Annotated in this window: 11 protein-coding genes; 5 read left to right on the top strand and 6 right to left on the bottom strand. The window is 58.9% G+C overall.

Going from position 1 to position 14,367, the window contains the following annotated elements:
• Window positions 1-372: 372 nt before the first annotated feature.
• Window positions 373-1,371, bottom strand: a complete 999-nt coding sequence (locus tag RISK_RS05305; protein WP_047813244.1) for an aldo/keto reductase — start codon at window positions 1,369-1,371, stop codon at window positions 373-375.
• A gap of 229 nt (window positions 1,372-1,600) precedes the next feature.
• On the opposite strand from RISK_RS05305, the gene RISK_RS05310 reads away from it, so the two are divergent.
• A complete protein-coding gene (locus RISK_RS05310; protein WP_047813317.1) occupies window positions 1,601-2,551 on the top strand; it encodes a glycosyltransferase family A protein in 951 nt (316 codons plus the stop codon).
• Window positions 2,552-2,704: 153 nt separating this feature from the next.
• Here the strand turns inward: RISK_RS05310 and proB are convergent, their stop codons facing one another.
• A complete protein-coding gene (proB, locus tag RISK_RS05315) occupies window positions 2,705-3,874 on the bottom strand; it encodes a glutamate 5-kinase (RefSeq protein WP_047813245.1) in 1,170 nt (389 codons plus the stop codon).
• Window positions 3,871-5,400, bottom strand: a complete 1,530-nt coding sequence (xylB, locus tag RISK_RS05320; RefSeq protein ID WP_047813246.1) for a xylulokinase — start codon at window positions 5,398-5,400, stop codon at window positions 3,871-3,873. Before xylB ends, proB begins: the two co-directional genes overlap by 4 nt.
• Before the next feature lie 144 nt (window positions 5,401-5,544).
• On the opposite strand from xylB, the gene RISK_RS05325 reads away from it, so the two are divergent.
• Window positions 5,545-7,077, top strand: coding sequence for an ABC transporter substrate-binding protein (locus RISK_RS05325; RefSeq protein WP_047813247.1), 1,533 nt, complete (start codon window positions 5,545-5,547; stop codon window positions 7,075-7,077).
• A 542-nt stretch (window positions 7,078-7,619) separates the two neighbouring features.
• Here the strand turns inward: RISK_RS05325 and RISK_RS05330 are convergent.
• The gene (locus tag RISK_RS05330; RefSeq protein ID WP_047813248.1) at window positions 7,620-8,645 is read right to left on the bottom strand and encodes a leucine-rich repeat domain-containing protein; all 1,026 of its coding nucleotides are present in this window, start codon (window positions 8,643-8,645) and stop codon (window positions 7,620-7,622) included.
• A gap of 35 nt (window positions 8,646-8,680) precedes the next feature.
• Between RISK_RS05330 and RISK_RS05335 the strand changes: the two genes are divergently transcribed.
• The 3 genes from RISK_RS05335 (at window position 8,681) to RISK_RS05345 (ending at window position 11,255) form a co-directional block, all read left to right on the top strand.
• Complete coding sequence (locus tag RISK_RS05335) at window positions 8,681-9,049, top strand: CPXCG motif-containing cysteine-rich protein (RefSeq protein WP_047813249.1); 369 nt, start codon at window positions 8,681-8,683, stop codon at window positions 9,047-9,049.
• Window positions 9,050-9,098: 49 nt separating this feature from the next.
• Window positions 9,099-9,905 carry a 2-phosphosulfolactate phosphatase gene (locus RISK_RS05340; RefSeq protein WP_047813250.1) on the top strand — a complete coding sequence of 269 codons (807 nt, stop codon included), beginning with the start codon at window positions 9,099-9,101 and terminating at the stop codon, window positions 9,903-9,905.
• Between the two features lie 111 nt (window positions 9,906-10,016).
• Window positions 10,017-11,255, top strand: a complete 1,239-nt coding sequence (locus RISK_RS05345; RefSeq protein ID WP_047813251.1) for a formylglycine-generating enzyme family protein — start codon at window positions 10,017-10,019, stop codon at window positions 11,253-11,255.
• 187 nt (window positions 11,256-11,442) lie between these two features.
• Here RISK_RS05345 and RISK_RS05350 read toward each other — a convergent pair whose 3' ends face one another.
• Window positions 11,443-13,653, bottom strand: a complete 2,211-nt coding sequence (locus tag RISK_RS05350) for an acetylxylan esterase (RefSeq protein WP_236696043.1) — start codon at window positions 13,651-13,653, stop codon at window positions 11,443-11,445.
• A 59-nt stretch (window positions 13,654-13,712) separates the two neighbouring features.
• Complete coding sequence (locus RISK_RS05355) at window positions 13,713-14,282, bottom strand: hypothetical protein (protein WP_047813252.1); 570 nt, start codon at window positions 14,280-14,282, stop codon at window positions 13,713-13,715.
• Window positions 14,283-14,367 lie beyond the last annotated feature (85 nt).

Consider the following 14,367-nt stretch of genomic DNA (forward strand, 5'->3'; position numbering starts at 1 on the left):
CCCCGTCACCGCCCCAACCACCCGAATTTTTCAATTTACAATTTCCAATTTCACTTTTTCAATCCATCCCAGCTCGCCTGTCGCCGCTCCGCGGCTTGCCGAGCGTGTGGGGTAACGCCCAAAACCTCGGGTTGAAAACCCGAGGCTGACAACTGTCACCGCTCCGCGGCTGTTCGATCAACCAAACACACCCAGTCGCGGAGCGACGACAGCCGAAAGCCTTGGGTTTCAACCCAAGGTCATCCGCCCACGACACAAAAGTCCCCCAGTCGCGGAGCGACGGCAGGTGGCGATCGACGGGCTTGGAAGCCCATCGTACGTGCTATCGGGGCTCATCCGACGAAAGGGGCATGCCGCTCGCTTGAACTCGGATCACTTGCCGCTGTACCAGACGCCTCGCCGCCATTGGTGCAACTGCAGTCGACGCAGGAAATCATCCGGCAGTGACGGCAGGGCTTCGGTGGCCACATTCAAGGCGACTTGTTCCACATTTCGCATGCCGACGATCACCGTTTGAACGGCCGAGGGAGCCATTGCGAACTTGATCGCGGTGGCGGCCAACGAGTAGTGCTCCTCCAGCCCGAACTCTTTCAAGTCATCGCGAATCGCTTCGACTCGTTTGGACGTGCGTTCCATTCGGTCACCGGCAAAGTAGCCGGACCGAAAATCGTCTTTTGGGAACGAATGGTCGGCGGGATACTTGCCGGTCAAGGCACCTTCGTCCAGGGAGACGCGAACGATCACACCGGTTCCGGTTTCTTCGGCGACGGGCAACAACTGCGCCGCAGGTTCTTGTTCAAAAATGTTGAACACCACCTGCACCACGTCGACCAATCCATCTCGCATGAGCTGGATCACGCAGTTCTGATCTTGCTCAGGGGTGCACAGACCGATGCGGTTGATTTTGCCTTCCTGGCGTAGTTTCTGAAGCACGAGCAAGGGCTGCGGGTCATCGTTCCAAGCCGCCGTCCACGAATGCAATTGCAACAGATCGAGGCATTCGACGCCGAGGTTGCGAAGACGCTCCTCGACATTGGCCCGAATGTACGCGGCCCCGTAACGATCTTGCCAACGACAGTAGGGGCTTGGCGGCCAGGGGCCCTCCGAAGGCGGCGTCTTGGTCGCCACGTGAATCTTTTCCCGCATCGATGCGGGCAATTGTTTCAGGAACCGGCCGATGACCTGTTCACTGCGACCGTCCCCGTATCCGGGTGCGGTGTCGATGAAAGTGACCCCATGCTCGATGGCATGCTGAAGCGTCGCGAGGGAGGCGTCGTCCTCTTGAGCGCCCCACTGCCCGCCCAGGGCCCATCCACCGAAGCCAAGTTGAGAGACCGGGAAACCGTCGTGGCCAAGCGGGACTTGTTTCATAGCAAACGTTTCACGTCGTGAGTTTCTGGGGGGGTAAAAAAAGAATGGGTCTGGAAAGCGATGACGATTATCGGGCCGGTTCGTTCGACTCAAAAGGAAGTTGCCCGCTTTCGGGACGAACCGACCCGATCGTCTCAACTGGAATCATGCTCCCGTCCGAAATCCTTTCTCAGCGGCGACCCGAGGGTCTCGGTTAGCCCGGTAAGCAGAATCCTTGGCAGGTGCAGTGGTGCGAAAATTGTCCAACATCCCGCGTTTGTCGATCGTCGTCCCCCATGGTGGTGATGACGCGGCTTTCGAATCCTCGCTCGCAAGCGTATTGCAGCATCGCCCAGATGGGTGTGAGGTGATTGTGTCCCATGACGGGAACTATGACGACCCGTTTGATTTGGCCGAGGAGGTTCGGTTTGTCGACAGCGGCTCAACCAACGTTCTCCGCCAAATCACCGACGCAGCTGAACTGGCAATGGGCCGGTTCGTGCACGTCGTCGCGGACGGGCATGTCGCCACCGCGGACTGGACCGATGCGGCACTGGCCCAATTCGAAGGCCATGAGACTGGCGTCGTCGTGCCCGTTGTCCGCGACCCTGAATCGCAGCGGATCGAACACGCGGGCTGGCGAACGACCGCCTCGTCCGCCTGTGGACCGATCGGCTTCGGTGACAAACAAGTCGCTCGGAAAGCCGCCGCTCGCGTCGAAGGAGCCTTCCTCGCCGCGTCGTTCTGGCGCCGAGATCTGCTTCGCAGCTTGTCCGGAACGTATCGCGGCACCGACACCATCGAGGCCTCCGTCGGCTTCGGTCACCTGGTCACGCAAGCCGGCTGGCGATGTGTGATTGCCGAAGACAGCGTGATGGGAGTGGACTTCGAAACCGAAGTGCTCGACTACGATCTTCGCATCCAGCGGAACCATCGTCGACTGCAAGCCCTGTCGGACCACCTTCGCAGTGGTGGATCAGCGGGATGGGGACGCGGCGTGCAACGTCTGCTCACAACCACTCTGGCGGGCGGACTTCGCCCCTCGAGTTTGCTCGCAGGACTTCGACGGATGACCGCTCCCTTGGCCGGAAACGCGATCTCGCGTTCCGTGCAAACCGCGGGTGTGTTGTCCGTTGACGACAATCCCGAAACGTTGCCAATGCCAGCGATGGACCGCGAACCGCTTCGACGCGCGGCTTAGCCGGACGCGTTGCGTCTCGGCTCAGCCCATTGGAATAGCTGCTCGGACGACGGTCTTGCATGACCGTCGCGACTCGTACGATGGTCTTCCAAGACCGTCGCTCGGGTTTGGCTGGGCTCGGAAGCCCCGCCTACGATTCACTCGCCTACGATCTCACTCGGGAACAATCCGCAGCACCAAGTTGTTGCGGTGGATCACGTTCTCGTAGGGGCGATGCCCGAGGATCCATTCGATTTGCTCGCTGGGCTTGCCGGCGATGCGAGCCACTTCTTGGCTGCGATAGTTCGACAAGCCACGTCCGAACTCCTTCCCGTTGGGACCAACCAAGCGGACCACATTCCCGTGAGCAAAGGTTCCTTCGACTCGCTGAATGCCGATCGCGAGCAAGCTTCGGCCTTGCTTCTGGATCGCGTCCACGGCACCTTGGTCCAGGTGCAGCGTCCCTGCCACGTTGGCGGAACTGCCGATCCAACGTCGCCGCCCTTTCAACGAGCGTTTAGGCGGAACGAAGAAGGTTCCCACCGCTTCGCCCGCGAAAATGCGATCCAGCACCGTGTCGTCGTTGCCGGGGCCGATGATGGTCGGATGCCCGTGTGAGTTGGCCAGCTTGGAAGCACGCAACTTACCGCCCATCCCGCCTTTGCTGACCGCGGAAATCTGGTCATCCACCAACGCCATCACCCCATCGTCCACGCCGTGGACCATGCGAATCGGCTGGCTGTCTTCCGCGTCCGGGTGACCATCGTACAACGCCGAAACGTCGGTCAACAAAATCAACATCGCATCGTTGAAGAGGCCCGCCACATGCGCTGCCAAACGATCGTTGTCACCGAAGGTCGTTTTCAGTTCCGAAACCGCCACCGAATCATTTTCGTTGACGACCGCGATCGCGCCGAGTTCATCGATTCCATTGAGCGCGTTGCGAACGTGCAGGTAACCACTGCGGCGTCGGAGGTCATTGCGAGTCAGCAGAACCTGCGCGGCGTGTCGCCCTCGTTTCTGCAGCGATTTTTCGTAGGCACCGATCAAGTCGGCTTGCCCAATGGCGGCGATCGCTTGCAGGGTCTTCAAATCGGTTGGACGCTGGGGCAACTTCAGCTTGGCAACGCCAGCGCCGACAGCACCGCTGCTGACCATGATGGTTTGCCGTCCGGTGTCCGCGATGCGGCATAGCTGCTCCGCCAGTCGATCCACGCGTTCGAGATCGAGCTTGCCGTCCGAAGTGGTGAGGACTCGCGTCCCAACCTTGACGACCACACATTTCGTTTCATCGAGGATCCGTTGCCGAATGGCGAGATCGTTGAGTTCAGTGGATTCTTTCAAAGCGTTGATTGCAATTCAGCCAATTGGTGCATGTCGTCTTTCAAACTGCTGTACAACGATCGGTACACAGGAAAGAGCTTGTTGTAAGTGTTTTTCGCGGAACGCTCCGCTTTCGTTTCGGCGGCCACTTCAATGGTCGCCTGGCAAGCCTGTGCGATGTGTTTGTAGGCTCCGTCGCCGACCGCGGCGAGCAGAGCGACACCGAAGGCCGGCCCCTGTTCCACCTTCAAGGTGGTGATCTTTTTGCCAAACACATCCGCCTGCATTTGACGCCAAAAGACGTTTTTGCTGCCGCCACCGCTGGCGCGGATTTGGCGAACTGGAACGCCCAGTGACTCGATGATCTCCAGGCTGTCTCGCAGAGCAAACGTGATGCCTTCCATCACCGCACGGGTCATTGCTGCTCGATCATGAGTGAGATTCATGCCGACGAAGGCACCGCGAGCGTTGGGATCCGCGTGCGGCGTCCGTTCACCATTCAAGTAAGGCAAGAACAACATCCCACCGCTGCCGGCGGTCGCCTTTTCAGCTTCCGCCGTCGCGGCCTCGAACCGTTTCGAGGCGGGCACACCTGCCAAACCTTGCAAGACCTGATCCACCCACCATTGCAGCGAACCACCGCTGGTCAAGTTCACCCCCATCATGTGCCACTTCCCACGGACGGCGTGGCAGAACGTGTGAAGTCGCCCAGATGCATCGACGTTGGGTTCGTCACTGTGGACAAACATCACGCCGCTGGTTCCGATCGACGTGCTGAGCAAACCCGATTTCACGATGCCGTTGCCGATCGCACCCGCAGCGCAGTCGCCCGCGCCCCCGACGACTTTGCAATCCGTCGTCAACCCGAGTGCCTTGGCCGCCTCTTTGGTCAGCGTGCCGGTGACGTCTTCCGACTCCACCACACGTGGCAACAAATCAGGGGACAAATCCAGTTTCCCGAGCAATTGCTTCGACCAATCACGCTTTTTCACGTCCAGGAACAACGTGCCGCTGGCGTCGCTGACCTCGGTGACATAGTCGCCGATCAGTCGCCGGCGGATGTCATCCTTGGGCAGCAAAACCTTCGCCAGTTTGTCGAAGTTGCGTTTCTCATTGTCACGCAACCAAAGCACCTTGGGAGCCTGAAACCCCGTCAGAGCAGGGTTCGCGACCATCCCGATCAGCTTTTCACGGGAACCGGCTGCCGACGTGATTTGATCACACTGATCCGCCGTTCGTTGATCGTTCCACAGCAGGGCAGGGCGGATGACATTGTCGTCTCGGTCCAAGAAAACCGAGCCGTGCATTTGTCCTGACAAACCGATCGCTTTCACGTCAGCCTTGTCGACACCTGATTTTTTCATCACCGCCTTGACGGTCTTTTTCGTTGCCGCCCACCAATGCTCCGGATCCTGCTGGGTCCAACCTGGTTTGGGTTGTTCCATCGGATATTCGGCGTTGGCCTCCGCGACCACTTGCCCCGTTTCGTCGATCAGCAGGGTCTTGGTGCCGCTGGTGCCAATGTCGATGCCGAGATAGTGAGCCATGGTGCGTTGCTTCAGTGCAATGAATTCAAAGACAAGGGGGGATGAGAGCCGCTCTGAGAAAGCGAACTGGCGGGTAGTATAACGCGTACTTGCGTTTTCAACCACGCAACCAACCTTCCAACTGACGTCCCACGAGCTCCCACGATGCCTGCGAAAACTCGCCTCGCGAAGATTGAATCTGCCGATCGGGACGCGTTTCGTTCCGCTTCCGCCGACGATGCCGAGCAGCATCCGGCGATCCTAGCGTCGTCTTCGAGCCGCTCAATCCATTCCCAAAACACCCCACCAACCCTCTGGCAGCGCCGCCAGTGGTTGGCCTGGACGTCCATCGCCGGAACCGCCGTTTTGACGGGTTGCCGCGAATCCTCCTCGACCGACGAAGCCGAATCGGCGTCCATCATTCGGACCGACGTGCCACTTCGAATCGTTTGGACGGGAACCGATTCCGACGCCGAAACGTTGCGTCGAACCTGGCAATCGATCAGCGAACAACCGCTCCAAATCACCGTGGTCACGCCGCCGACGGAGTCCGCATCGTCCCAGGATTCCCCCGACAAACCCGATGGCGACGCTGACCAAGAAGCATCGATTTGGGATGCCGCAGCCAAGGCTGATGTCATCGTCTTCCCACTCAGCCAGTTGGGCGAAATGGTGTCGCGGGAGCGGATCATGCCATCGCGAAAGTCTCCATCCGGGACGAAACCGAACCCACCGGCGGTCCGAGTGGCCACGACGTTCGGACAAGAATCGCGAGCCCTCTGCTTGGGCGGGGCCTTGCCCGCTTTGTTGGTTGGCGAGAAAGCGACCTCCAAGGTTTCAACCTCCTCCACGATCACCTGGGACGACCTCGAAAAGCTTGCCGCAGAGTTTCCAGGAAAAGTCGCCGAGCCAACCGCGGAGGGCTGGGCTGGCGTGTCCTACCTTTGGCGACTCGCTTCGGTCCTCAGTGCCAGCTGGTTGTTTGACCGCGACACGCTGGAGCCGTTGCTGACTCAACCCGAATACGTCGACGTCTTGCGTCAGATGGTCGCCACGACCCAGCAGGGGCCTGATTCATTCATGACTCCTGGCGAAATCTTTCGCAATGTCGGTTCCGGTAAACTCGTTGCTGGCATCGGATTCCCGCAAGTCGAAATCGACCCAGTGGATGAAGATGACGAGTCCGCCTCAGCCGGCAACGTCCAAGTTTCCGGCTTGCCCATCGCCGAGCGCGGCGTGGCCAATGCCGACGGCGTGATCATGGAACGAACCGGCCGCGCGGTGTTCGCGCCGCAAACACTCGCGGGATCACTCGCCGCATCCTGCCGCCAGACCGCCGCCGCGAATCAGTTTCTCAAATGGTTGGCGGGAGGCGAGGGCAGCGAACCGTTGTACCGATCGATTCCCGGCCTGCAGCACCCCACGACCGAATCATCGATTGATGGTGCCGCCGGTGGCAACTACCAACCCTGGTTGCGATCGGCCTGGCAGAACCCCAACGTGATGCCGCCACTGAACCTGGTCGGCGGAGATCGCTACTTGGCAGTGCTGGATTCAGAGATCCGCAAGTGCTTGACAGGCGATCAAAGTCCTGAGGACGCTTGCGCCGCGATTTCCGAATCCTGGTCCGAACTGCACAAGGAGTACGGCGTGAAGAAACAAAAGCGTTCCTGGCAGCAGGCCCTCGGACTTCTTTGAAGCAGGTCAGCAGGAATGATTGGGCACAACCATGTGAGCCGTTTGGGCGTTGGCCTGGACTGCGAAAACTTGAGGGTTAACACGAACAATGCGGCATACCTTTTGGTTCTGTCTCACGCCCCAACGGGGCGGCCCTAAGGACCACGTGAACAACAAGTGACGTAGCGGAAGGGCGCGAGCCCTCCGGTTCCTCACCGGGCGGCTTGCGCCACACCGCTAACATCGTCACTTATTGTTCACGCGTGGCTAGCCGTAACCCAGGGCGTTGCCCTGGGCTGTCATAACGCTGCCCGGTTGGGGCGAAGTCGTGGAACAGAACTTGCGCAAACCGATACGCTCCACAACATCAAACATTCAGCAGTCCAGCGTTGGCCCCGGCGGGATGGAGAGTATTTCTTGGAGGCTCGTTTTCCGGGGGGTACGCTGCTACGCAGCAACCCCCGGCTACCATCTGAAATCCCTACCGGGACGAAGAAAGACAGCATCCAGAAGAAAAGTTGCATCCGCTATCAGAACGCCGATCGCGAACGTTTCGGTCTGGCTCAATACTCGAAACGTTTGAGATTCGGAAACATCGCTTCGAGTTCTTTGGCGGGGGCTTCTTCCAAACCAAGATTGGTGACGAACAAGGTTTCCAATTCTTGCAGTGGCTCCAGTTGCGGCAGGGAATCCGGTGCCACGCTGGTCTTGCCCAAGTGCAGCAACTTCAAGTGAGGCAGCGAGACGATCACCGGGATGGCTTCTTCGGTGATCGCAGGGCAATTGTCAATGTTCAAGATCGTCAAGGATGCTTTGCCTTCGAACGCCTTCAGGGACTCGTTGTCGATCTTGGTCAGCCAAAGATTGATCTTTTCCAAGCCTTCGATTTTCGCGATCGCCGGCATTCCCTGGGGACCGAAATCCGTTTCAGCCAATTCGAGATCCTTCAAAGGCAGCTTTGAAATGGGATCAAATGCATCGCCAGTGACTTGAGTGCCTCGCAGGTTGAGTTTGGCCAGTTTTGGCAAGGAGGAAATGGACTCCAGCACTTTGTCCGTGACCGGCGAGTTCATCAACGATGCCTCCTGCAGTTCATTCAATTCGGCCAGAACACTCGCTCCTTCGTCCGTCACGGACGTGTCCTGAAACGTGACCCCGATCAATGCTGGCAAACCGGAAATCGTTTTGGCTTTCGCATCGTCGAATGATTTGCCATAAACTCGCAGCCGCTTCAGATGGGGCAGTGCCGCCAATCGCAAAACCATTCCGTCGGTCCAAGCCGCAGCCGGCACGAACAACTCGCTGACCGTGCTGGTGTTGGACAACAACTTCACCGCATCATCCAAATCGGACTCGGCCACTTCCCGCAGGTCAACGACCACGACATCATCGCCTCGCAACTTGGTTTTGGCACCCGCGACACCATCCCATGCGGACGCCAAACTCTCGCCCGTGGATTCTCCACTTTCCGATTGGTTGTCAGCGGGAACAGGGATGGTTTTGCTGCTGCTGACACCGCACCCGAGCGTTCCAATGACCAGGCAACCGACCAGCAAGCTTTGTGCGAGCCGAACTTGTGAGAGATTCATCGGAACTCCGCTGAAGTGAAATTGAGAAACAAAAAATGAACAGGGATGAAATCATCAGCGACCACGACTCAGACGAACTCGACGATTCGAACCACACGCCCAGCGAGGAATCCGCCATCGATCCCGTGCCCGAATGGCAACAATTGCTGAACGACGACCCGCTGCCTCAGGAAGAGGACTGGGAAACGTCCGAGTCAGCCTCCACGGATGCGGATTTGGACGGCACCTACGTCTGTGACAACTGTGGCGAGGAAATCGTGATTCCGCTGGACATCGCCGCTGGACGCGACCAACAGTATGTCGAAGATTGTCCGGTGTGTTGTAGCCCGAGCGTGATTCATGTCCATTTTGACGATTCCGATCACGCCGATGTGTGGGCGGAAGCCGAACAAGACCGCTACTGATCGACTCGACACACCGCCCCACTGAAACCATCCCCTGATTTCAATCAACATGAAAATCGAAACTTGGCTGACGCCCAACGCCGCTGGTGAATCCGAACGAACCCGTGCTTCGGTCGTCGTTGTCATCGACGTCTTGCGAGCGACCACGGTCGCGACCACCGCGCTATCCGCGGGCGCCAAATCGATCACGACCTGCGGTGAAATCGAAGAAGCTTTCGCGATGAAAACCGCCGCCGCACCCGACAACGTGCCGCTGCTGTGTGGCGAACGAGGCTGCCAGCCGATCGTGGGATTCGACCATGGCAATTCCCCCGGGGAATACTCGCCGGCCGGCGTCAGTGACCGCGAATTGGTGCTGACGACCACCAACGGAACCGCCGCGATCCAGGCAGCGGAAGATTGTGATCACATGTGGCTGGCCTGCTTCGCCAACTTGTCCGCGGTCATCGACCGCTTGGTTCGGTGGCACTCGGCCAACCAAGAGAATGATGCATTCGTGCGAATTGTTTGTGCAGGGACCAATGGCTGTGTCACCACGGAAGACGTGCTGTTGGCCGGTGCGATCATCGCGATGTGCCACCAACGTCTGGCCGACTCCCCTCGTTTTTACGACGGTCCGATTGAGCTTTTGAACGATTCAGGTGCCCTCGCGCTGTCCGCTTGGCAACACTGCATCACACACGATGGCGTCAACAGCTCCGAAACACTGGCCGAACGGCTAAAACTGACCCAAGGAGGCAAAAACCTGATTGCCGCCAACTACGCCGGCGATTTGGTGGATTGTGGCAGCATCGATGTCTTTGAGCTGGTCCCCACCAGGGACCAACGGGCCCCCGCTCGGTTTGTGGCGGGCTGATCCAAGACGACTTTCAATGCAAAAACGCATTCAGTTTGCTTGCTATTTCGACTAAACTGGCGGGTTGTCGAAAAGACTTCCGATCCACTCACTTGTTCCATTTGTCACGCCATGACGTTTGATTTGAAACGCTCTCTCCGCCCACTCGGCATCGCAGCCGTCTGCTCGATGGCAGCTGGGTCGATCCTTTCACCGGGCGCCTCCAATTCGGTGCACGCCCAAGAAGCCGCTGCGGAAACCAGCCAAGCGGCGATCGTTGGAATCGCCAGCGAAAAGCCCTCCGACGGCCCCTTCGTGGACCTGGGCGATGGTCGCTTCATGGTCTCTTACACTGAAAAAATCCCCGGCACCGACATCTCGTTTGAGATGGTCCCGGTTCCCGGTGGCACCTACACGATGGGCAGCCCCGAAGATGCCGACCCACGTGTGGAAGATGAAGGACCAACCGTTGAGATGAACGTCTCACCGATGTGGGTCGCCAAAACCGAGACGACCTGGGCGATGTACAAGGAATACATGCGAATGTACGCCGTGTTCAAATCGTTCGAAGCCGATGGCGTCCGCACCGTCGACGATTCCAACATGGCCGATGCGATCACCGCGCCAACTGAGCTGTACGACCCTTCGTTCACGTACGAGTACGGCGAAGAGCCCGAACAACCCGCCGTGACGATGACTCAGTACGCTGCTCAGCAATTCACCAAGTGGCTCAGCCTGATCACCGAAAATCAGTACCGATTGCCCACGGAAGCGGAATGGGAATACGCCGCTCGCGGTGGCACCACGACCGCTTACAGCTGGGGCGACAGCGCGGACGACATCGAAGACTACGCTTGGTACTTCGACAACTCCTACGACGGCCCTGCCCATGTCGGCACCAAAAAGCCCAACCCGTATGGCTTGCATGACATGCACGGCAACGCCGCGGAATGGACCGTCAACGAGTACTCCGAAGACGGGTACGAATGGCTCAAAGAGTCCCCTGTCGACAACGCCATCGACGCGGTTCGTTGGCCCGAAAACCCTTGGCCGTGCGTCGCTCGTGGCGGCAGCTGGGAAAGCGATCCACCGGAACTTCGCAGCGCCGCTCGCTTGGCTTCCGATGACGATGAATGGAAGAACGAAGACCCGAACTTCCCCAAGAGCCCCTGGTGGTTCACCGACGACCCTTCCCGTGGAGTTGGTTTCCGCTTGTTCCGTTCACTCGAACCACTCGACCGCGAAGCGCTGAAAAACTTCTGGGAGCCCACCGCCCTCGAAACGGTCGACGATGTTCAAAGCCGCATCGACGGTGGCCGAGGCGGATGGGGACTGGTCGACAAGGACCTGCCCGAAGCCGCCGCAGAATGATCTTCCGCCACAACGAAATCACGCTGGCGTGAGCTTCACGCCAGCGGCACCAGGCCCGAGTTCACTCGGGCCTTTTTTTATGCGCCCCGCACACCAGTGAGCGTGGCAGAAGTCATCCCGACTTTCGCGAACCAGTGAGCGATTCCAAACTCGCGCTGAGTTGCTCTACCGGAACGAGCCATACGACTCACTCGCTCGCACGCCATTGAACTTGATCCGAGGCGTCCCGCGTTTGATAGATCGCCTTCGCGGTTGCCCACGCTTCGTCACTGGAATCGTGAATCGTCAGGGCATACGGCGCACGCCAAGCGGCCAAAGCATCCACATCGCCGTACTTCACGATGCCTGGGACGAAACTCTCGTCGTCCTGGTGACGCAGGTCAGCGAATCGGAAACCATTCACATCAATCACGGCTTCGGTCAGAAACGGCCCCGCGATCGCCGCCGCAGGCAACGCATACGCCGCGGCGCCTTGGGGTGCCACCAACGTCACATCACCGGGTGAGTTCTGAAACGCGGAGATCACCGCCAAAACATCCCCGCAGCGTGTCGCTGGCAACGGCCGGTTGTAACCATACGTGAAGGCCGCCGAAGCACGTCGCGGCTGCGGGTTCGTTCGCTGCTTCCCTGCCTCCGCATCCGTGGGCATCGAAGCGATGTCGATCACGATCAGCACCTTGGATTGTTCCAATTGATCAGCCAGGGCAGCGGACCATTCGGGTTCGCCCGTCGACTCCTGAGCCGTTGCCTGAACCCACAGAACCGTTGTCGGTGGGGAAACATCCTGGGCCGATTTCGCGATCCATTTTTGAATCGGAATCTCACGCCGACGAGCCCGATCGACCACCACTCCCGAGACAACCGTCGCGCCCGATTCATGCTGCACTGGCTCCGAGAATTTCACCGACACGCCGGAAGTCTCTGGCAGGGGCAGGTCAAACAACGTCGCCAGGGCAGGGCGGATGGTTTCATCGAATCCCGCTGCCGTTGCAGACTGCCCCAGGCAATCTGCCAGCAAGCGTTCGCTTTGCTGGTCCCACCAACTCAGGACCGACTTTTCATGTTGGGGGCCTCGCTGCGTGGGGGCAGGGTGCTCGTCATCCCAGACCGCACCTTCCTCGTCGGTGATCGCAGGAAAATCGGTCTCAACGATGGGGGTCTCCAACCCAAGCCCCAAGTGCTCGTTCATCCATCCGTACATGATCCGGCGGGTCACATAGTTGTAGTTGTGCTTGAACTGCACCACCGATTCACACAACACATTCTCAGATTGCCCCATCATTGAATACAGTTGCTTCAGTTCGGGATAACCGTCCGACATCATCTTGATCGTCCAGTCATCGGCCGCCGTCATCCCCATGGGTTTGGGGGCCATCAAAGCGGCCAACTCCACGTTGCCCGTGCCAATGCGAAGCAAGCAGGCATTCTCGCAGGCACAGCCGCCTTGCATCGATGTCGACACCATCCCGTTGGGAAAGCTGGCCATGATTCGCGGCTCCAACGCATCCAACAAAATCGTTTGAGTCCCGCCGCCGCTTCCACCGGTGACCGCCAAACGGTTTGGATCCACATCCCCGAGCGAAGCCAGGAAATCAAAGGAACGCAACGCGTTGTAAGTTTGCAAGCCCAGGATCGATTGCAGACGAGCGTCGGCCGGCGTACTGAAGAACAACTCCGGATCCGATCCTGCGGGGACGACTTCTTCCTCACGAGTCTCATGGCGACGGTGAGCGAACTCATAGCCCAACTGCACGGAATCGGCGTAGCCGACCATGTCATAGATGAACGCCACACAGCCCATTCGAGCCAAAGTCGCACAGCGGGCCAACTTTGGAAGACTACCGGATTCCATGTACAGCTCATCGCCGTTTGCGATCAACGCCTTCATCCGGTCCGCATCGTTACGCATCATCCGGCCACCGTGCCCGTGCGGGTTCAGCACCCCCGGACGCTTGCCGTCTGCATTGAGCCCACGCGAAAGACTTTCGCCGGCGGGACGGAACAACAACCCGGTCACAAAGTGGCCTGGCAAACTTTCAAAGTAGACCTTTTCAACCTGAAACCCATCTCGCTTCACAACCGAATGAATCGTGGCCTGGATCGGTGGCCGCGGCAACATGGGATGCAGGCCAGTCGCCATCGCGACACGCGTTCGAAGTTGCTCCGCCCGAGATTCCCATTGCTCCCGTGACTCAGGAACATCAAAGGGGAAGTGCCCATCAAGTGTCTTGAGATCCGGCAGATCCTCCGAAGCGACCGTTTCTTCCAACTTGGTCTCCTCGGCTTGCAGGTCGCGCGGCAAGGCGACAGAAACCAAAACCATTCCGGCGAGCAGAACGGCCAAGCCATTCCCAAACACCGAGTTCGGGACGTGTTTCACTATCGGTCGGGTTCTCATGGAGATCTCTTTGGCAGGAGGGGTGCTGAAACAGCGGAGGGGAAAGAGTGCGTTGAATTCTAAGCTTCCAGGACCGACGCGATGCGAGTTCGCATCCGGCCGATGGTCGGAAACATCGCGACGACACCAACCAAGGCGACCACAGCGCACATCAAATTCACGGGTGACCGGGTCAAAAACATCATCACAAAATTGATCACAGCGGTGCCCTCCAACATGGCTTGCCCGATCAATCGAGCCGTTTGGTCAGCCTGACAGAATCGACTCAGCGGCATCGGCATTGGCTCTCGCTCGGGCCACTGAACCCAGCTGCGAGCGGACGCGACCGCCCCTTCGGCGGCTTTCAATCTCGTTGCCGCCGCCGATCGCAACATCGCGGGAACCAGAAACGCCAACACCGTGTTGAACACCAACGCCGCCACACCAATCAAGACAAAGAGGGTTGGGTTGCCTTCGGGTGCATCGTCGCTTCCTATCACCCCCAAGATCACTCCGATGAACAAACATCCCGTGGCCAGCCCCAACGTGACCACCATTCCCTGAAAGGCCCAACCGGCCAAAGTCATGCCTCGCGAATCCATTGCGGAATGGGCGTCGGGGTTGGCGGCTGTTGAAGCGTCGTCGGACATTGGATTCATTCGTCTTGTCGAGTGCGATAAGGTGGTTGTGTGCAGCCCGGTGCTGCCCTTGAAACAGATTGCTGCGTTGACACAC

Origin of the sequence: Rhodopirellula islandica (assembly GCF_001027925.1) — a bacterium.
Taxonomy (GTDB): Bacteria; Planctomycetota; Planctomycetia; order Pirellulales; family Pirellulaceae; genus Rhodopirellula; species Rhodopirellula islandica.

What these genes read in the sequence shown, in the direction of transcription:
- RISK_RS05305 (WP_047813244.1), bottom strand. Translation starts at nt 1,371, where the DNA reads ATGAAACAAGTCCCGCTTGGCCACGACGGTTTCCCGGTCTCTCAACTT.
- xylB (WP_047813246.1), bottom strand. Translation starts at nt 5,400, where the DNA reads ATGGCTCACTATCTCGGCATCGACATTGGCACCAGCGGCACCAAGACC.
- RISK_RS05325 (WP_047813247.1), top strand. Translation starts at nt 5,545, where the DNA reads ATGCCTGCGAAAACTCGCCTCGCGAAGATTGAATCTGCCGATCGGGAC.
- RISK_RS05330 (WP_047813248.1), bottom strand. Translation starts at nt 8,645, where the DNA reads ATGAATCTCTCACAAGTTCGGCTCGCACAAAGCTTGCTGGTCGGTTGC.
- RISK_RS05335 (WP_047813249.1), top strand. Translation starts at nt 8,681, where the DNA reads ATGAACAGGGATGAAATCATCAGCGACCACGACTCAGACGAACTCGAC.
- RISK_RS05340 (WP_047813250.1), top strand. Translation starts at nt 9,099, where the DNA reads ATGAAAATCGAAACTTGGCTGACGCCCAACGCCGCTGGTGAATCCGAA.
- RISK_RS05345 (WP_047813251.1), top strand. Translation starts at nt 10,017, where the DNA reads ATGACGTTTGATTTGAAACGCTCTCTCCGCCCACTCGGCATCGCAGCC.
- RISK_RS05350 (WP_236696043.1), bottom strand. Translation starts at nt 13,653, where the DNA reads ATGAGAACCCGACCGATAGTGAAACACGTCCCGAACTCGGTGTTTGGG.
- RISK_RS05355 (WP_047813252.1), bottom strand. Translation starts at nt 14,282, where the DNA reads ATGTCCGACGACGCTTCAACAGCCGCCAACCCCGACGCCCATTCCGCA.